At 38.0% G+C, this 19,300-nt stretch carries 21 protein-coding genes; 1 reads left to right on the forward strand and 20 read right to left on the reverse strand.

Annotated features, from left to right (window positions below):
* The first annotated feature begins 21 nt into the window (after positions 1-21).
* A complete protein-coding gene (locus M1E86_RS01240; RefSeq protein ID WP_213913534.1) occupies positions 22-906 on the forward strand; it encodes a LysR family transcriptional regulator in 885 nt (294 codons plus the stop codon).
* Between the two features lie 75 nt (positions 907-981).
* Here the strand turns inward: M1E86_RS01240 and M1E86_RS01245 are convergent, their stop codons facing one another.
* From M1E86_RS01245 to glnL, 20 genes are all read right to left on the reverse strand, one after another.
* Complete coding sequence (locus M1E86_RS01245; protein ID WP_248467402.1) at positions 982-1,269, reverse strand: helix-turn-helix domain-containing protein; 288 nt, start codon at positions 1,267-1,269, stop codon at positions 982-984.
* 98 nt (positions 1,270-1,367) lie between these two features.
* Positions 1,368-1,589, reverse strand: a complete 222-nt coding sequence (locus M1E86_RS01250; protein WP_213913535.1) for a helix-turn-helix domain-containing protein — start codon at positions 1,587-1,589, stop codon at positions 1,368-1,370.
* A gap of 190 nt (positions 1,590-1,779) precedes the next feature.
* Positions 1,780-2,766 carry a fimbrial protein gene (locus M1E86_RS01255; protein ID WP_213913536.1) on the reverse strand — a complete coding sequence of 329 codons (987 nt, stop codon included), beginning with the start codon at positions 2,764-2,766 and terminating at the stop codon, positions 1,780-1,782.
* The gene (locus tag M1E86_RS01260) at positions 2,763-3,059 is read right to left on the reverse strand and encodes a helix-turn-helix domain-containing protein (protein ID WP_125891742.1); all 297 of its coding nucleotides are present in this window, start codon (positions 3,057-3,059) and stop codon (positions 2,763-2,765) included. The genes M1E86_RS01255 and M1E86_RS01260 overlap by 4 nt, the downstream gene beginning before the upstream one ends.
* Positions 3,060-3,099: 40 nt before the next feature.
* Positions 3,100-3,597 carry a fimbrial protein gene (locus tag M1E86_RS01265; RefSeq protein ID WP_248467404.1) on the reverse strand — a complete coding sequence of 166 codons (498 nt, stop codon included), beginning with the start codon at positions 3,595-3,597 and terminating at the stop codon, positions 3,100-3,102.
* A 13-nt stretch (positions 3,598-3,610) separates the two neighbouring features.
* Positions 3,611-4,135, reverse strand: coding sequence for a fimbrial protein (locus M1E86_RS01270; protein ID WP_426099228.1), 525 nt, complete (start codon positions 4,133-4,135; stop codon positions 3,611-3,613).
* Positions 4,136-4,144: 9 nt separating this feature from the next.
* Entirely contained in the window at positions 4,145-5,104 is a 960-nt protein-coding gene (locus tag M1E86_RS01275; protein WP_213913537.1) for a fimbrial protein, read from the reverse strand.
* 13 nt (positions 5,105-5,117) lie between these two features.
* Positions 5,118-7,628 (reverse strand): fimbria/pilus outer membrane usher protein, encoded by a 2,511-nt coding sequence (locus M1E86_RS01280; protein ID WP_213913538.1) that lies wholly within the window; start codon positions 7,626-7,628, stop codon positions 5,118-5,120.
* 26 nt (positions 7,629-7,654) lie between these two features.
* The gene (locus tag M1E86_RS01285) at positions 7,655-8,323 is read right to left on the reverse strand and encodes a fimbrial biogenesis chaperone (RefSeq protein WP_213913539.1); all 669 of its coding nucleotides are present in this window, start codon (positions 8,321-8,323) and stop codon (positions 7,655-7,657) included.
* Positions 8,324-8,382: 59 nt separating this feature from the next.
* Positions 8,383-8,907, reverse strand: a complete 525-nt coding sequence (locus M1E86_RS01290; protein WP_213913540.1) for a fimbrial protein — start codon at positions 8,905-8,907, stop codon at positions 8,383-8,385.
* Between the two features lie 556 nt (positions 8,908-9,463).
* Positions 9,464-9,799 (reverse strand): helix-turn-helix domain-containing protein, encoded by a 336-nt coding sequence (locus tag M1E86_RS01295; protein WP_248467408.1) that lies wholly within the window; start codon positions 9,797-9,799, stop codon positions 9,464-9,466.
* A 31-nt stretch (positions 9,800-9,830) separates the two neighbouring features.
* The gene (locus M1E86_RS01300; protein WP_213913541.1) at positions 9,831-10,109 is read right to left on the reverse strand and encodes a helix-turn-helix domain-containing protein; all 279 of its coding nucleotides are present in this window, start codon (positions 10,107-10,109) and stop codon (positions 9,831-9,833) included.
* A 161-nt stretch (positions 10,110-10,270) separates the two neighbouring features.
* Positions 10,271-10,768, reverse strand: a complete 498-nt coding sequence (locus M1E86_RS01305; protein ID WP_125891735.1) for a fimbrial protein — start codon at positions 10,766-10,768, stop codon at positions 10,271-10,273.
* A gap of 15 nt (positions 10,769-10,783) precedes the next feature.
* On the reverse strand, positions 10,784-11,299 hold the full coding sequence (locus M1E86_RS01310; RefSeq protein WP_213913542.1) for a fimbrial protein: 516 nt from the start codon (positions 11,297-11,299) through the stop codon (positions 10,784-10,786).
* Between the two features lie 9 nt (positions 11,300-11,308).
* On the reverse strand, positions 11,309-12,358 hold the full coding sequence (locus M1E86_RS01315) for a fimbrial protein (RefSeq protein ID WP_333986684.1): 1,050 nt from the start codon (positions 12,356-12,358) through the stop codon (positions 11,309-11,311).
* A complete protein-coding gene (locus M1E86_RS01320) occupies positions 12,355-14,877 on the reverse strand; it encodes a fimbria/pilus outer membrane usher protein (protein WP_213913543.1) in 2,523 nt (840 codons plus the stop codon). Before M1E86_RS01320 ends, M1E86_RS01315 begins: the two co-directional genes overlap by 4 nt.
* Before the next feature lie 25 nt (positions 14,878-14,902).
* Positions 14,903-15,571: a fimbrial biogenesis chaperone gene (locus M1E86_RS01325; protein ID WP_213913544.1), complete on the reverse strand. Its 669-nt coding sequence runs from the start codon at positions 15,569-15,571 to the stop codon at positions 14,903-14,905.
* A 57-nt stretch (positions 15,572-15,628) separates the two neighbouring features.
* Complete coding sequence (locus M1E86_RS01330; RefSeq protein WP_125891730.1) at positions 15,629-16,153, reverse strand: fimbrial protein; 525 nt, start codon at positions 16,151-16,153, stop codon at positions 15,629-15,631.
* Positions 16,154-16,705: 552 nt separating this feature from the next.
* Positions 16,706-18,178 carry a nitrogen regulation protein NR(I) gene (glnG, locus tag M1E86_RS01335; RefSeq protein ID WP_213913545.1) on the reverse strand — a complete coding sequence of 491 codons (1,473 nt, stop codon included), beginning with the start codon at positions 18,176-18,178 and terminating at the stop codon, positions 16,706-16,708.
* 9 nt (positions 18,179-18,187) lie between these two features.
* Positions 18,188-19,237 (reverse strand): nitrogen regulation protein NR(II), encoded by a 1,050-nt coding sequence (gene glnL / locus M1E86_RS01340; RefSeq protein ID WP_213913546.1) that lies wholly within the window; start codon positions 19,235-19,237, stop codon positions 18,188-18,190.
* Positions 19,238-19,300 lie beyond the last annotated feature (63 nt).

Here is a 19,300-nt window from a genome sequence, read left to right on the forward strand (position 1 = left end):
GATGAGGTAAAAGAAAATCTTATGGCAGAAAATTATCGTCATCGGCTTCCTCTCAATGCGCTTAGGGCTTTTGAAGCTTCAGCACGGCATTTAAGTTTTACACGAGCAGGAATTGAATTGAATGTGACTCAGGCCGCTGTCAGCCAACAAGTTAGGCTATTAGAGGAACAATTGGGGCTAGAACTATTTATTCGTTTACCTCGAGGGCTTGCATTAACCGAAGAAGGTTTTGCATTATTGCCTGTTTTGAGTCGCTCTTTTGACCAAATTGAGTCACTGTTGCTGCAGTTTGAAGATGGCCATTATCGAGAAGCCTTAAGTATTTCAGTTGTTGGCACATTTGCAGTGGGCTGGTTATTACCAAGACTAACGCAATTTTCGGAGTTATACCCTTATATTGATTTACGCATTATGACTCATAACAATGTGGTGAATTTAGCAGCTGAAGGCGTAGATTTTGCGATCCGCTTTGGTGAAGGGCTATGGCCACTCGTAGAAAATACACCACTATTTTCAACTGCGCATACGGTGCTTTGTTCAGAGAAAGTTGCGAATCAGCTGAAACATCCATTAGATTTAAAATCCCATCCGTTAATGCGTTCATATCGTAAAGATGAATGGGAAAAATGGTTTTTAGCTGCGGAGATTGACCCTTGGCGTGTCAAAGGCCCAGTATTTGATTCATCACGTTTAATGGTTGAGGCTGCGTTATTAACTGACAGTGTGGCATTGGTGCCAAGTTGTATGTTTAGCCATGAATTAAGCGCAGGGGAGTTAGTTCAACCTTTTGATATATCTGTAACATTAGGGGGTTACTGGCTTAGCCGCTTGAAGTCTAAGCCATATACACCTGCAATGATGACGTTTCGCAATTGGTTGGTGGAAGAATCTCAAAAAGAACAATAAGTCGGTGCTATATTATAAATAGAAATAGCACCGACATTTAATTTACTGGCATATTATAATGCTCATATTTAGAGGTTAGAATACCAAAGCTTCAGCAGAGAAATAATTCTTTTTATTAATAGGGAGATCTGTACTATTAATATTCGTAATAGTTTCAGTAAAGAAATAGGTCGGCGAAACATTAAATATTTTTGCCAACTGGTAAATGGTGTCGACATGAATATTAACCTCACCATTTTCATAGCGTGATTGGTGTTGTTGGCTAATACCTAATAACATGCTTAATTCTTTACCACTCATTCCGTGAATTTCTCTTAATGATCTTATTTTTAAACCGACGGATTTAGATATTTTTCGTTTCATGATTTTCTCTCTAATTGATTTTGAATATTGCAATGTGAATATAATTAAATGTTTTTAATGTGATTTTTTAGTACAGGTATTACTACTTAATTTATTTATTAAATGTCATGAGACTGAAAGAATGCTTGAATATCAATCTCAAAATACGTTGCATATTGGAGCAACCTATCTAAACTTATTCTATTTACTCCTCGTTCATATCGTGATTGCTGCTGTGGGCTGATGCCAATAACCTCGGATAATTCATTAACTGAAAGCCCATTCGTTTTCCGATAAAAAAGTATTTTCTTGCCGATTAGGTGAGATGTTGAATAAGTCATATATACTCCTATAATTATATTTTTTATTTCTAACTAAACACGATGAAAGATTACCTCTCTATCTTAACCATTTTAATAAAATAGTAAATTTGCTATTTATCAATTATTCGATGATATTTTTCGATGTTAGCAATAAAAAACAAGTTATAAATAAATCATCATCTTTTTATGAATTAACATTGAATATTATTTATTCATATCTTATGTTAACCGACGCTGTTGAGTTTGCTGTTCCTGCGGTTATGTTATTAGCAGTTTTAATATATCGAGCTTTCCAATTAAAAATATAATCGCCACCTGCAACATTGTTTTGTAAAGTGAACTTTGAGTTGAGCTTTATTGGGTTACTGTTTCTATCTAATAATTGAATGGCGATTCCGGCTGCTTGCCCTTGCCCAGACAATTTAATCTTCCCTGTATTGGTATCAACATACCCAGCACTACTTGTAACTGTCACTTTTAGATTGGTGCCTGCAGCGCAGCTTAATGTAATGGGTATATTGACACTATTGCTAGTAGAGCCAATAGCTTTAAACTGAGTATCATACCAAGTCCCTAAGTTAACATTGTAACTTGTCGCTTTTGTTGAGCACTTTAATACATTAATTTTGATAGCACCTGCTGGAATATTCAACGATGTTAAATTCCACGTACTGTTATGTGGCGCAGGGTTACGCTGTGTTAATCTTCCCACATGCCCTGCCTTTAAATTTCCCCCCTGTGTGACTTGCCCTGTTTTTTTGATAGTGATAGTCCAATATGGGTTAGGGATCCCCCAAGCGGCTGGATTAGCTGCTGTTGGTGGTCCATAACGTGTATTTAAAAAACCGATATTGGTTGCTTTCACTTGAATGCTGATGCCCGGTATATTACTGGCTGCAATTTTATTGCCGTTTGGTACCCAACCATTGACATAGTCAGCATGTAAGTAGGCATTACCACATTGACCATTACTTCTTGGGCCTGAAAATGTATTGACTTGTGAGCCTTTAAAATTGACTTGAATCGTGGCTAAATCACGAGCCCCGGTATCATCATATTGCAGTGAATAGGTTCTTGCAGGTACATTCACCACAACATTCCGTAAATTAGGGTTTTGAATACAGGCTGCTTGTGTATATGTAGAATAAGCAAAAACCGAGCCTATTATTACCCGTAAAATTTTCTTTTTAGTCATAAAATATCCTTAACATTTTCTTTTTTATTTAAATATTTTTCTTCTGCATATTCAATCTCATTAATCTCCCTCGAATTGAAAATAAAAAAATCCATAATATCAATTTTAAATATTCTGGCGTATTCATTAAGCCTGTCAATATTAATTCGATTAATTCCCCGTTCGTAGCGGGATTGTTGTTGTTCACTCACTCCAATGATTTTAGATAAATTGTCTAGTGTCATTCCTTTCATTTTTCGATAATAGGTGATTTTATTTCCAATTATTCTTGATATAGGATAGTAATTAGGCATACCGCTTTCCCCTATTCGAATTGATACAACAAAAAATTAATTACTGATAGGTAAATGTAAATTCTAAATGGCTTTTAAATGAACCTGCAACCATACCACTGCCATAACCAGATACTCTTGCCGATAATGGAATTTCAACATTTCGCGTTTGAGTATTAACATTTGCGGTAATGGTATCGCCATTTTTTATTGTTGTTTTATTACCAGTATTTGCTAAATTTAATGCCACATTTTTCGCCGTACCATTATTAATAAAATGTTCAGTGACTATTGAGTCTGGCGTACCTGATATTTTCATTACAGCTTTGGTAGTGCCGACAGGGCAATTTTTTAACTTCACGGAAAAATCAACCCACGGAGATTTTTGCGTATCTTTGATATTCCAAATGTTAATTTTTTTCAAATCAATTAAATAGTTGTTTTTTTCGACTTCACAAGGTGCAGCAATAACGACGCCATGCACTTTAATATTTGCAGTTAGCCCAAATGCAGTTAAAGAACAGCTCATTAGTGATAGTAATAGAATAAAATGTCTCATGTTATTTTCTCTTTTATAAATAGGTAATTGTTGCCGTAATGTTGGCGGAAATAGTTCCCGGAGTGGCATTACCTAATGAGCTAAAAGCACGTGTGCGTAATGGAATATTAATATTCGCTTGCCCATTTGTCGGAACTTGTAATACTTTTTGGTTACCTAAAGCGGTTGTTCCATTACCATTTTGTAGTTGAACGGCTAGGTTTTTAGCCGTACCTTGGTTTTTGTATAAGCTTGCAGTATCCGCAGTATCCGCAGTATCCGCGGTTCCTGTAAACGTCAGTTTTACCTGGTTAATAAAAGATGAACAATTATTTAGGCTAATATTAAATGTGTTCCAATTAGAACCTGAACTCGCATTACGAAATACATCAGCAGAAATATTTTTTAGGTCAATATCAATATTATTCCCACCGGTAATATTGCAAGTTGCGGCTCGAATATTTCCGGTAAAGTTCAATGTCACTGTGCTAGCAGCAAATAAATTTCCGCTGAATATTAAGCTACTAAGTAAAAGTAAATTTTTAGATATATTTTTCATTTTTTATTCCTACTCATAGCGAATATTTACAGTCGCGGAGGCATTCGCTGTACCCGGCGTGATGTTATCGGCCGTTTTGATATAGCGAGCTTTCCAATTAAACATATAATCACCAGCCGGTACATTATTTTGCAGGCTATTTAACGTGTTCAACTTGATCGGGTTATTATTTTTATCCAGCAATTGTATTGCCACGCCAGTGGCAGTATTAGTACCCGTTAGCCCTAATTTTCCTGTAGCGGTATCTTCATATTTAGAACTTGTGACCGTCGCTTTGATATTAGTACCTGCCATACAGCTTAATGTTATGGGAATATTGATATTTGTACTGGTACTGCCAACAGAGGGAAATTGGGTATCATACCAATCCCCTAAGTTGATGGTAGGAACTGAATTTTTTAGTGAGCAACTGAGTACATTTATTCGATAGTTAGTGGAAAAAGAAACAGTTGAAATATAAAAATTGGTACCTGTCTTTCTATTCTGTTGATAAAATCTAGCGAGTTGCCGAGTTGAAATAATCCCACCAGAAGTAACGCGCCCCGTTTTTTCTATACGGATATCCCATGCTGGATTCGAGAATGTCCATGTAGTTGCCGTATATGGGCCATTGACAGGAAAGAAGGTATTTGATCCAAAGCTATTAATTCTCGCTTTGACACCAATACCATTAATTCCACTTACGGCCATACCATTACTGACTGGTGCTAGATAAATACCAACTTGATTTCCGCCACAATCTTGACCAACACCATTAGTCGGGTTATAAGTCCCCGTATAAATCGGTAAAGATATCGATTTTAATTGATAAGACCTAGTGTCATCATATTGTATGTTGATTGTTTCATTAGGTATTGTTTTTTGTATATTTCTCCATGTAGGATTTTGCACACATGCTGCATTAGCATATCCTGAGTATAAATATATACAACTCACTGACAATATTGTTCTATAAATAAAATTTTTCATTATTTACCCCTTATTATCGGCAAACAGCAGTTGTTTTATATAACCCCATATAGTTCGATATGCCTGCTAAGTTATAATTTACTTGGCACTGTTGTTTCTCGTTATATTGAATAATAAAATTGCCATTTTCAGCTAAGCCAGATAAATAAATTTCACCATCATTACCCACTATATTATTTAGCTGTGGGTTATCTTTAAATATCGCCTGAGCACCAAAAGGTACGGGGTTACCATCAGCAAAGGTTAATATCATGATGGCTCGGTACCCGACATTCGCCGCAAAGCTAGCTTTCACCAGAGCACCACGGCTTGGTGCAACACTTTGGCTGGTTAATTCCATTTCCGTATTTTCAGGTAGTTCAGAAGTGTCAATATCAATCACATTTTTACGATAAGCCGTGACATAAGGCACGAGTGCATAACCTTGGTTATTAGTAACAACCCCAGCTTGGTTTAAAATGGGAACATCACCTGCATCTGGGACTTCAACAATCGCCGCGGTTTCCCCTAATTGTTGGCCGAGTACAAGGCCGCCAGAGTGAGCCACTAAGCTACCATTCACACCGTAATAAAGGTTATAGTTGTCTTTGCTATAGCCAGTGCCGCCTGAAACTTCACCATATTGGCCTTTATAAGAGGCGTTCATATTGCCGCTCGTACCTTGTTCTTGAGTGGTGAAACCCTGCTGCATGCTCCAATTTAAGCGGTTATTGAGTTGTGAAGCGGAAAGCCCAATACTGCCTGTGCTTGGGCCGTTGCTGCTACTATTACTGTTAAAGTTGTAATAGAAGGTGTTATCAAACACGGTAAATGGCACACTGACCGAAAACGCTAATTGATGGTCATCTTCACTTTTCGTGCGGCTACCGGAAGTATATGAGTAGCTATTAGTATTTTTGTTATAGGTATAATTCAAACTATAACTGATGCCTTGCCAACTGTTGTTGTAACCCACGGTAGCAGATTGTGTTTTACGGTCACTATTCCAGTAGTCTTCATTGATGTAGCCGACAGAGATTGAACCAAAGTTATCCCCTAAGTTTTGGCTGAGGGTGATTTCACCGCGATTACGGCGTCGTTCAATTTCTGGAGCATAGTTTGTATTTCTATAACCATCAAAGACTTCCGCTAAACTATAAAAACCTTTAGTGGAATAGCGGTAACCCGCTAATGCGATATTCGTACCAATATCGTTGATATTTTTGTTATAGCGGAAGCGGTATGATTGACCTTTCTCCTTAACATCATTACTTAGCGTTGAATTTGCATGAGTAACGTCAATGGATAATGCACCAAATCGCCCAAGGTTTTGGCCTGCACCGATGGAGTAAGATTGGTAATGCTCACTCACTTGGCTACCACCATAAGCGGTAATACCATATGGTAGACCATAGATTAAGGTAAATTGGCCAAATTTTGTTTTATCAATGCTACTGTCATAAGCGCGGTATTCCCCGCCCGTTACGCTATAAGAAAAATATCCTTCACGCTGCAATACGGGTAATGAAGCAAAAGGAACGATTTGATATTGCTCGCTACCGTTGGATTCTTTGATGGTGACATGCAAATCACCGCTTCCCCCTGTTGGGTATAAGTCATTGATTTCAAAAGGGCCTGCAGCCACCTCGGTTTGGTAGATAATGTAACCATTTTGGCGGATCGTCACCTGTGCGTTGCTACGAGCAATCCCACGTACAACGGGCGCATAGCCGCGTAAACTCTCAGGGGACATATCATCATCTGTCGCAAGTTGGGCACCCCGAAATGGCACGCTATCAAAAACCATCGAAGGTGAGACACTATCCCCCAAGGTCAACTGACTTTTGATGCGATTAATACCGCGTGATGCGTAGGTATAGATGGTATCCCATTTACCGGATTGGTCGGTACTACTTGACCATGTGGTGTAATTGCGTAACCGCCATGCTCCAATATTTAAGCCAGGTCTTAAATTTACATAATGGGATGTGTTATCCGAGCCACTACTTTTACGATCGTAATTCTTAGAGCCGTTATAGCTATAATTTAATAGCAGTGCGTTGATCCCATTATCGATATTGGCTAAGTCAACGTAACTCCTTGGGTTTCTATCCAATGCGATTTGGGGGATGCTTAAATATAAACGTTGAGAATCAAACTCAAAATTACTTGTGGCATCAGGGATCGCGGCAAGGTTTACACAGTGGCTTCCTGCGGTTTGTAATTCAGGGTATTCGGCTGTTTTGATACCAAACTCTTTAATATCAGCCAGTGATAAACACGGAACTAATTGGTTACGGCTATTTTTTTCAAATTTAAGATTTTTAGCACCAATTAAGTTGGTGTTGACATAAATATCAACATAGTAATCACCCGCTAATTGTTCATTATTCTCGAACTGTGACAAATCAACCGAATCTTTATTCGGTAGCTCTAAAAAGTCAGGATCAAAGTAGACATTATTTTCTATTTTTTCTTCAGCATATAGCGATGCGGTATAGCCTAAATATAATAGCAGGCCTAGAGATATTTTATTTATTTTCATGATAAAGCCCAACTTATTTTATAGTTTTATATTTTCTTTTCGAGTGCTTCTGGCGCTGCACCATAATCATTAATAACTTCCCATTTTATTGTCCCATTACTATTTGAGTTATTAACCTCGAAAGTCGCACTTGAGAAAGGTGCCGCATAAGAAACGTCATTAGCCTTTGTTCCATTAAAACTGATGCTCTGGAAATTCATAAAATATGGCGTTGGGTTTTTAACCGTAATTTTATTTCCAGATTTTGACCACACTAATTTTTTTTGCTCTTCAATAAAATCAACATCTTTTAATCCCTTGGGGCGATAAATTAATTTCATTTGCGTTTTAAAGGCAATTTGTAATGAGTTTTCTGTTCTTTCTGTTGCTGGAATAGTTTTTATATTTAGCCAGAATAATGACTCTCTATCATTAGGTAATTTATTTTCTGTTAAAAATATTCTTAGTGCATTAGTTCTATCTGCATTTAGCCTAAATAATGGTGGTGTGATAGAAAAATCAGACTGTTTTTTTTCATCTATATTATCTATCCAAGATTGAATCAAATAAGGGATTTTATCTGGATTTTCCACACTGATGCTGACATCTTTGTTTCCCTCGTTATAAATAACACGGGTTCCACCAATAATAACACCAGCATTCGCAGTGTTTATTAGTGCCAATAAGGAAATAAAAATATAGATAATAGATTTCATAATACCACCATTGATTATTATTAGATAAGGCTTAAGTCCTTTTAAACCTTATTTATTATTTAGTTATAATTGATTGTAAAAGTTGCTGTCGCATTAGCAGGACCAGGGGTCACAGCGCTAGACTTGGCAATATAACGTGCTCTGAAATCTAAATTATTTTCTACATTTTGTTTTAATGGATAAGTTTTAGAGGCAGTAAACAATGGCACGACTTTATTCTCATCATCAGTAATTTGAATACCAACGCCAGTTGCAACGCCAGTTTCTTCTTTTAATTTAATAACTTCATCATCACCAACATAAGAATCCGCATCAAATTTCACTGAAGCCGTTGTTACGGTAGCAGGGCAATTAATTAATTTAATCGTAAATTTAGTTGCAGCAGCAGTGCTTCCTGCAGTTGGTAATGCGGTTTTAGATACTTTTCCGAGATTTACTTTTAATGCATCAGAGCCAGCAGCTAATTCGCATGCTTGGTCGATGATTTCACCTGTAAAGTCGATAGTACCATCCGCCGCTAATGCATTATTAACAGCAACGATTGAGGTTGCTGCAATTAATGATGCAAGTAAATTCTTTTTCATTTGTTTTTCTCCAAAAGATAATTATTTATTTTTCATTGAGTATATAAAAACAATAATTACTCAACTGAAGAGTATTTTGAGACTATTTTTTAAAATAAACAAGTTTTGTTAAAATTGGAAATATATAATTAAATATTAAAGTATTTAATTTTTTTAATTGAGTTAACACATTATGAGAGAGGGGTTGATATACTATATTGAACTAAGTTAAATATAATTTTTAATGATTATTTGACTAAAGTTAAATAACGATATAAAGCTAAGAATAATTACAAGGAGGGATATAAATTTAATTTATCTCTCATATAGAGATTATTTGGAATTATCAATCTTTGGCACGTTAGGTAAAATGTAGTGATTGTTTTATTTGTATTGTCGAAAAACGAAAGTATAGTGTAATTGTCGGTTTTGGTAGGTCTAAATGTGCTCTGTCTTGTTTTTTAATTAAGTACCACTAGAGATGTAGTCTTAATTTTAGATGGTTTAACTAAGACTACATAGGCGAAGGTTGCTCTTATTTTGATAATAAAGAGCAACAACCTAAAAATATGCAACATTATTTTTTGTTGATACTATTTGTACAAATTGAAATTTTTTCTGGCGATAATAGGCTTTCTGCTTGGAGTATTTTTCTTCTATTCTGTTGATTGTTTATTGTGCTAACTGGTGCTGGAATGGCAAAATCAATAATTAATTCTTGAATATCAAGGTCGAGTATTTCAGAAATAAAATATAAAGTATCAACGTGAATTCGTATTTCCCCTAGTTCATGTCGAGATTGATGCTGCTGACTTATCCCGAGTAATGTGCTGAGTTGCTGAATACTCATGTTATGGTCTTTTCTTAGTGTGCGGATCCGTGCTCCGATAATTCTAGATGTGTTTTTTTTCATACTGATAACCAATAATGATTAAGTAAAAATACTATAAAGAAAATGATTTTTTAATTTCATAACCATTTTTAATTTTTGTTTTTTCATCTTCACTAAACGAAAAAAAGTAACTAATGTTAATATCAAAATAGTTGGAGTATTGTTTTAGCCTATCTACCGATATTCGGTTATTTCCTCGTTCATAACGTAATTGTTGTTGCTCACTAATTCCAACCGTTTTAGCGAGAGTAACAAGAGAGAGTCCTTTATTTTTACGCAATGACTTTATTTTATTACCAATGACCGCAGAGACAGGGTAATAATTGCTCATTATTTAACCTCATTGATTTTTTATTTTTAATAAGTAAAAAATGCCTTGTACCTTCAAGATACATCTATCAGGTACTATGGTTTCTATCTTGATTTAAATCATACGTATTCGAGCTATACAGTTTTCATTTGGGTATTAGTTACTATAATAGCCAGACCTTGTTAATGATAAACAAATGTAAAATCAAGGTGGCTATTAAATGAACCGCTTGTCATTCCTGATCCATAACCCGCCATTCTCGCTGATAGTGGAATGTCAATTGTGCGGGTTTGTTCATTGACCAGCGCTGCAATTTTTTCACCATTTTTTATCGTGGTTTTATTTGCATGGTGAGCTAAGTTTAATGCGACATTTTTAGCAGAGCCGGTGTTGATAAAATAGTCAGTTGTGCCTGTGTCAGGTGTGCCTTTAATCTCCATAATGGCCTCTTTAGTGCCAATAGGGCAATTTTTCAATTTAATTGAGAAATCAACCCACGGTGAAGTTTGTGTATCTCGAATATTCCAAGCATTCACTTTTTTTAGGTCAATGACATGATTGATGGTTTCTAATTCGCAAGGCATCACTGCGACATAGCCATGTACGTTGATATTAATTTGTGGGTCTGCTGCCAATAGGGGACTGGAAGCAAGACAGAATAACAGTATCATTTTCTTCATGTTATATGCTCCGGTTTATAAATAGGTGATGGTGGCGGTGATATTGGCTGAAATAGATCCAGGCACGACATTACCTACTGCGCTAAATGCACGGGTACGTAATGGGATAGCAATATCAGATTGCCCATTTAAGGGCACTTGTAATATTTTTAGATTACCTAATGGTGTGGCACCATCACCACTTTGTAATTGCACAGCGATATTCTGTGCAGTACCGAGATTTTTATATAAGCTGTTTATGTCAGCAGCATCTGCAGTGCCTGCAAATGTCAGTTTAATTTGGTTCACAAATGAAGAGCAGTTATTTAAATAAATATCAAAATTTTTCCAGTCGGATCCTGTCTGCGCGCTATTAAATATATCAACCGGTAAACGCTTTAAGTCAATATCAATATTGTTGCCGCCAGAGATATTACAGGTAGCGGCTTTGATATTGCCTGTGAAATTTAATATGACGTTATCTTCAGCATATGTATAAAAGCTAGAGATCAAGCTATTTATTATCAATAAGGAGTGCATTAAATTTTTCATTATTTAATCCTATTCATAACGAATATTAACGGTGGCTGAGGCATTTGCACTTCCGGGAGTAATTTTGTCTGCTGTTTTAATATAACGGGCTTTCCAGTTGAATATATAATCGCCTTCTGAAACATTTGTTGCTTGAGTGAATTTTTTATCCAATGTTATTGGGTTGTTATTGTTATCTAATAGTTGTATGGCGATGCCTTTTGCGCTATTTCCGTCGGAGGCTAAGTTGAGCCAGCCACCTGTCGGAGAGGATGAACCATTGGTACTTTTCACAGTTACATTAATATTTGTCTCAGGGTTACATTTTAGTGAAATTGGAATATCAATCATCTCACTAGTATCCCCAGTATTTTTAAATTGAGTATCGTACCAGTCGCCTAAATTAATATTGTAAACGCTCTGATTTAACGAACAATTAAGCACATTTATATAGATAGAATTAGGTTGAATAGACAATGTGCTGTTTAAATGATAAACAGGGCCTGCTGCGGCATTACGATTGCCTTTGGTAGCAATTAATCCACTATCAATATATCCAGATTTTATTACTTTTCCTGTCTGTTTTATAGTTAATGTAAAATAGGATGGCTTACCAAGATTTGGGGAACCATACGTCACACTAGCCGTTCCAGAATAAGGAAAATAAATACTTGCTGTGCATGACGGACAATGGCGTGCAACCATTCTAACATATTGTGAAATACCTGAAATATTTGTTTGTAAAGGTGTTTGAAACGTTTGGCCATTTGCATATAAATATTGAAAATAGGTTTTTCCAATATTGCTGTTATTTTCATTGAGTCCTTTACATGAACTATTATAATCGTTTCCACTATTATTTACATACAAGCTAAGAGGGATACTTGAAGTTGCTATTATTGTCTTTAAATCACCAGTAAAATTACTGTCGAATGGAATATTAATTTTATGTGTACCATCAATATAGGCGGCACGAACAGGTTGACCTTTAAAACAATCGTAGGCAGCCTTTGCTTTATTGTTAATAATGAGAAATACTACGAGTAATAAAAGTAATTTTACTGTGATTTTCTTTTTCACAAACAAACTCCTTGAGTTTTATATAACCCCATATAATCTGAAACACCGGCTAAGTTATAATTAACCTGACACTGTTGTTTCTCGTTATATTGAATAATAAAGTTCCCACTCTCAGTTAAACCGGATAAATAAACTTCGCCATCATTACCCACTAGATTATTTAGCTGCGGGTTATCTTTAAATATCGCCTGCGCACCAAATGGAACTGGCTTCCCATCTGCAAAATTCAATACCATAATGGCGCGATAACCGACATTAGCGGTGAAACTGGATTTCACTAGCGCACCACGGCTTGGGGAGACCGACTGGCTAGTGAGTTCCATTTCCGTGTTGTTAGGTAACGCCGAAGTATCAATATCGATGGAATTTTTACGGTAGGCCGTCACGTATGGCACTAACGCGTAACCTTGGCTATTGGTTACTACACCCGCTTGGTTTAATATGGGAACATTCCCTGCATCAGGCACTTCTACCAGCGCAGCAGTCTCACCCAGTTGTTGCCCTAACACTAACCCACCTGCGTGGGCGACAAGGCTGCCGTTAGTTCCGTAGTACAGGTTATAGTTATCCTTGCTATAGCTCGCACCACCAGAAACTTCACCATACCTGCCCTTATAGGTGGAGTTCGCATTACCAGAACTGCCTTGCCCCTGATCGGCTAAACTCTGTTGCATACTCCAATTTAAACGGTTGTTCAGGTGAGATGCTGATACACCGATGCTACTCGAACTGGAGTCTCGGCTACTGTGGTTACTGGCAAAGTTAATGTAGGCGGTATCTTCAAACAAACTGAACGGAATATTGACCGAAAAAGTAAATAAGTGGTCTTCATCACTGTATTTTTTTGCCCCAGCACTCAGGGAATAGCTGCTGGTATTTTTGTTATAGGTGTAATTCAGCCCATAACTGACCCCTTGCCAGCTATTGTTATAGCCAAGGGTTGCTGACTGTGTTTTGCGGTCACTATTCCAATAATCTTCATTAACATAACCCATTGAAATAGAACCGTAAGTATCCCCTAGGTTTTGGCTGAGGGTGATTTCACCGCGATTACGGCGGCGTTCGATTTCAGGAGTGTAAGTGGTATCACGGAAGGTATCAAACACCTCGGATAAACTGTAATACCCTTGGGTCGAATAGCGGTAACCTGCCAAAGCAATATTGGTGCCGATATCATTGAGGTTTTTGTTATATCTAAAGCGGTAAGACTGCCCACGTTCTTTGCGGTCATCACGCATTTTGGCGTGAGATTGGGTCACATCAATAGAAAGCGCGCCAAAACGTCCCATGTTTTGCCCAGCACCTATCGAATAAGATTGGTATTTTTCACTGAACTGACTCCCTCCGAACATGGTGATGCCATAGGGTAAACCGTAAACCAACGTGAACTGGCCAAATTTGGTTTTATCTACATGACTATCATAGGAGCGATATTCCCCCGCGGTGGTGCTGTAGGATAAATAACCTTCTCGCTGCAATACAGGGAGCGAGGCAAACGGCACAATTTGCACCTGTTCGCTACCGTTCGATTCTTTTATCGTCACATGTAAGTCACCACTGCTGCCCGTTGGGTAGAGGTCAGTGATTTCAAAGGGGCCAGCTGCTACATCGGTTTGGTAGATGGTGTAACCGTTTTGGCGAATGGTGACCTGTGCGTTGTTGCGGGCTATCCCACGCACAACGGGCGCATAGCCACGGAGACTTTCAGGGTACATATCATCATCGGTGGCGAGCTGCGCCCCACGAAATGGCACACTGTCAAACACCTCTGATGGAGAAACGCTGTCTCCCAAGGTTAATTGGCTTTTTATGCGGTTGATCCCACGGGAGGCGTAAGTATAAACAGTATCCCATTTATTGGGCTGCCCTGTGCTGTTGGACCACGTGGTATAGTTGCGCAGACGCCATGCCCCAATATTTAAGCCGGGGCGTAAATTGACGTAGTTTGAGGTGGTGTCTTCTCCACCTTTACGATCGGTATTTTTAGAACCGCTATAGCTGTAATTCAGTAATAGGGCAGTAATACCGTTGTCGATATCCGCAAGGTCAACATAACCCCTTGGGTTTTTCGCCAGCGCGATCTGCGGAATACTGAGGTATAACCGCTGTGAATCAAATTCAAACTGACTTGTTGCATCTGGAATGATTGCTAAGTTAACACAGCCTGTTTGGCTATTTTGTAGCTCAGGATAATCTGCAATTTTAATATCGAAGCTTTTTAAATCATCCAGAGTTAAGCAAGGAACCAATTTATTATCGGTGCCTTTATCAAACTTTAAATTTTTCGCCCCGATTAAGTTAGTGTTGACATAAATATCAACGTAATAATTACCGGCCAATTGTTGGTTATTTTCAAATTGGCTTAAATCAACAGAGTCTTTATTTGGTAGCTCTAAGAAATCAGGGTCAAAATAGATATTTCCCTCTGTCGTATTATTGTCGATGGCATTTTCAGCATATAAAGGTACCGTATAGCCTAAATAAATAAGTAGGCTAAAGCATATTTTATTTATTCTCATTTTAACAACCTAAATCAATATTGGGCTATATTTTCGCTTCACTCAGTTCAGATGCGGAACCATAATCATTAATGACTTCCCATTTCACAATGCCGTGACTTGCAGTATCGTTAATCTCAAAAGAAGTGCTAGAAAACGGTGCGGCATAAGAGACGTCATTGGCTTTTTTACCGTTAAAGGTAACACTTTGGAAATTCATAAAATACGGCGTCGGGTTTTTTACCGTAATCCTATTGCCTGTTTTTGACCAAGTTAATTTCTTTTGCTCTTCAATAAAATCAACATTTTTAATTGCAGAGGGACGGTAAATTAATTTCATCTGCGTTTTAAAGGCAATTTGTAATGAATTCTCTGTTCGCTCTGTTGCCGGGATTGTCTTTATATTTAGCCAAAATAATGATTCTTTATCTTTCGGTAAGGTATTCTCGGTTAAAAATATTCTTAACGCATTGGTTTTATCTGCGTTTAATCTAAATAGTGGTGGTGTAATGGTAAATGCAGATTGTTTTTTTTCATCAACACTGTCAATCCACGATTGAATTAAATAAGGGATTTTATCAGGGTTTTCGACACTAATACTGACGTCTTTATTTCCCTCATTATAAATAACACGGGTGCCGCCAATAATAACGCCAGCATGGGCTAAATTAATCAATAAAAATGAAGAAATAAAAAAATAAACTAAGCGTTTCATATTAGTACCATTGAATAGGGGAATAGGGTTTAAATCCATTTAAACCCTAAAAGCCAATTAGTTATAATTAATAGTGAAGGTTGCATTACCATTTGCCGGGCCAACGGTTACTGCGTCGGATTTTGCAATGTAATGGGCTTTAAAGTCTAAGTTATTTACAACGCCATCTTTTAATGGATAAGCTTTAGAGGCCGTATATAATGGGACAACAGCATTAGCGTCATCAGTAATTTGGATGCCAACACCTGTAGCAACACCGGGTTCATCTTTTAATTTGATAACTTGGCTATCATTTAAATAGGAATCGGCATCAAATTTCACTGAAGCCGTTGTTACGGCTTTAGGGCAGTTGATTAATTTGATCGTAAATCTCGTTGCAGCCGCTGTATCTCCCGCACCTGATAATGCCGTTTTTGATACTTTCCCTAAATTCACTTTTAGTGCATCAGAACCTGCGGATAATTCACAAGCTTGGTCGGTAATTTCACCGGTAAAATCAATAGTTCCATCAGCAGCTAATGCATTATTAATGGCAAAAACAGACGATGCCGCAATTAAATAGGCAAAGACATTCTTTTTCATTTATTACTCTCCAAGAGGATATTTATATGATGAGATTGAGTTAGTGAAAATATTCAGTTACTCAACTGGTGTGTATTTTGGCTTTTATTTTAAAAATAAACAATATGAGAGTAATTTGGGCTTAATCTCCTTTTTTGATGTGGTTTTTATATATTATGTTTGATATTCACACTATGGGTTGTAGGTTTTTTATGGATATATTAAGAAATGTTATTTTTTTGATTTTAGGGTTTTTGTTGAAGATCAAAATAAAAATTAAATAATTAAATTGGATTTAACATGGTGTTTTTTGTTATTGTTTCACGCATCATGTGTTGTGGTGGTATTTAATATATTTGGCACTTTTTTAATTTTTCATTTTGAAACAATAAATAGTCTTAAGTGTATTATAATAAAGGGAGCATCTGAACCCAATTATCACTAATAGTTATTTTTTTGGCGTTTAGATATCTTTTTTTGATGTGGGTCAATATGGAATTGTTGAATATTAAGACAAGCATGAAATAATAAATTAAGTCACGCCTATCTTAATAGGATAATCAATTTTTGCGGTTATTCAATTCCAAGCTCTTTTAATTTCCGAGTTAACGTATTTCTTCCCCATCCTAATAAACGGGCGGCTTCTTGTTTGTGACCATTTGTATATTTCAACGCACAATTTAACATGGTGCGTTCAAGTAATGGCATCGTTTGGGCGAAAAGATTTTCCTTTCCATCCATTAAGGCGCTATCGGTCCACTCTTCAAGTAATTCAAACCACTGGGCGTTAGAAATAGGATCTTGCGATGACAACGATGGTGTTGGCATGAGATTGGCTTGGGATGATTTTACTACGGTATTTGGTTGGGGATGCTCTTCAAGCAAATCATCGGGTAAGTCTTGCGGTAAAATTTCTTGGCTTGCCGCCATCACAGTTAGCCAACGGCAGACATTTTCCAATTGGCGAACGTTACCCGACCAGTAATAGCGTTGAAGAATTTTTTCGCTATCAGGGTGCAGTACCTTACTTTCTACTCCTAACTCTTTGGCGGTATTTTGCAAAAAGTAGTGGGCAAGTCGAGGAATATCTTCAACGCGCTCACGTAATGGGGGTAATTGCACTCGGATCACGTTTAGCCTGTGAAATAAATCCTCACGAAATAGCCCTTCTTTAACCCGTTTTTCGAGATCTTGGTGGGTCGCTGCAATAATCCGCACATCCACATTAACTGGGGTATAACCGCCAATACGATAGAATTGGCCTTCCGCCAGAACGCGTAATAAGCGAGTTTGTACATCAAGGGGCATATCACCGATTTCATCTAAAAACAGTGACCCATGGTTAGCTTGTTCAAATCTCCCTTGACGTACTTGAGTCGCACCCGTAAATGCCCCTTTTTCGTGACCGAATAACTCAGATTCAATTAAATCTTTGGGAATAGCGGCCATATTTAATGCAATAAAAGGGGCATCGGCACGGGGGCTGTGCTGATGTAGCGCATGGGCAACTAACTCTTTCCCTGTACCTGACTCGCCATTGATAAGCACGCTAATTGATGAACGCGATAAACGGCCAATAATACGATAAACCTCTTGCATAGCCGGTGCTTCACCGATCATGGTCGAAGAGACAACAGGAGCGGCTTGTTTAGCTTCACGGCCAGTATGGTTTTGTTCGCGGCTATGATTCAGAGCGCGCTCGACTAATGCGACAGTTTCATCAATATCGAAAGGTTTTGGTAAGTAATCAAAGGCGCCTGATTGGTAGGCATTTACGGCAGCATCAAGGTCAGAGTGTGCTGTCATGATAATAATCGGTAAGAGAGGGTGCGATTGTTTGATGGTATTCAGAAGCTCAATACCATTTGTGCCTGGCATACGGATATCAGATAACAACACATCAGGGAGTGAATTTTCTAATGCGGCGAGTACAGCATCTGCACTGTCAAAGCAGGTGCAAGCGAATTTTGCATTATCGAATGCACGCTCAAGTACCCAACGGATGGAGCTATCGTCATCAACCACCCAAATTTTTCCCTGCATCATGGTTATCTCCTATTTTTTTATTGGTAGATAAATGGAAAACTCAGTGTGACCCGGCCAGCTGGTAAATTCGATTTTCCCTGCGTGTTGGTCGACTAAACTGCGGGCAATTGATAGGCCAAGTCCGGTGCCATCAGGACGTCCACTCACCATGGGATAAAACAATGTATCTTGGATTGCCAAGGGAATACCGGGGCCGTTATCTTCAATATCAATGCGTGCAGCTAATCGATAACGCTCACCTTGCAGTGTGACTTGAAAAGCAGTTCGTGTACGCAAGGTGATATAACCCCCCGTTTCAGCGAGAGCTTGCAATGCATTTCGAGTGATATTAAGGAGTACCTGCTCGATTTGGTCTGGGTAATATTCTAATTCAGGCAGACTCGGGTCATAGTCTCGAATTAGTGCCACGTTATCGGGTTTTTCTAATGACACCAATCGCGTTACATTTTCCATAATATGATGGATACTTTGCTGTGTTTTCGGCCCCGGGTATTGTGGGCCAAGTAGCCTATCAACAAGCGCTCGCAGGCGGTCGGCCTGCTCGATAATCACTTGAGTATATTCATTTAATTGTGGGTCAGGCAGTGCTTTAGATAGTAATTGCGCGGCGCCTCGCAAACCTCCAAGAGGGTTTTTGATTTCGTGAGCAAGCCCTCGGATTAATTCGCGTGCGGCAAGTTGTTGGGCATTTTGCGCGAGTTCTTGGCTAAGACGTCGCTGGCTATCTAATTGTGAAAGCTCAACTAAAATAAATTGCTCTGAAAAAGGCTGTGCGCTGAACGACATCACATGGGAATGGTTATTAAAGACCAAGGTAACTTCATTTTCGGTAAAACTGTGACCGTCTTTTAAACTATTAAGCATGAGTTCATCATTGAGCGAACAATAGCTGAATAGTAGAGGTAGTGGTGTACCGTATAGCTTGCGCTGGCTTTGGGTTAAGATCTGGAGTGCAGCATGGTTGGCATAATGGATAACCAAGTCGTAATCCAAAATTAGCACGCTATTAATGAGAGAGTCGAGAATATGTTCCGGTGCTGGCAAATGTTCGGTTTTCATGTAATGTTGCTCCTGCACTATTTTGGTGCATTATACCTGATAGACCAAACAACCGATATTTGA

Origin of the sequence: Providencia sp. PROV200, assembly GCF_049901995.1 — a bacterium.
GTDB lineage: Bacteria > Pseudomonadota > Gammaproteobacteria > Enterobacterales > Enterobacteriaceae > Providencia > Providencia rettgeri_E.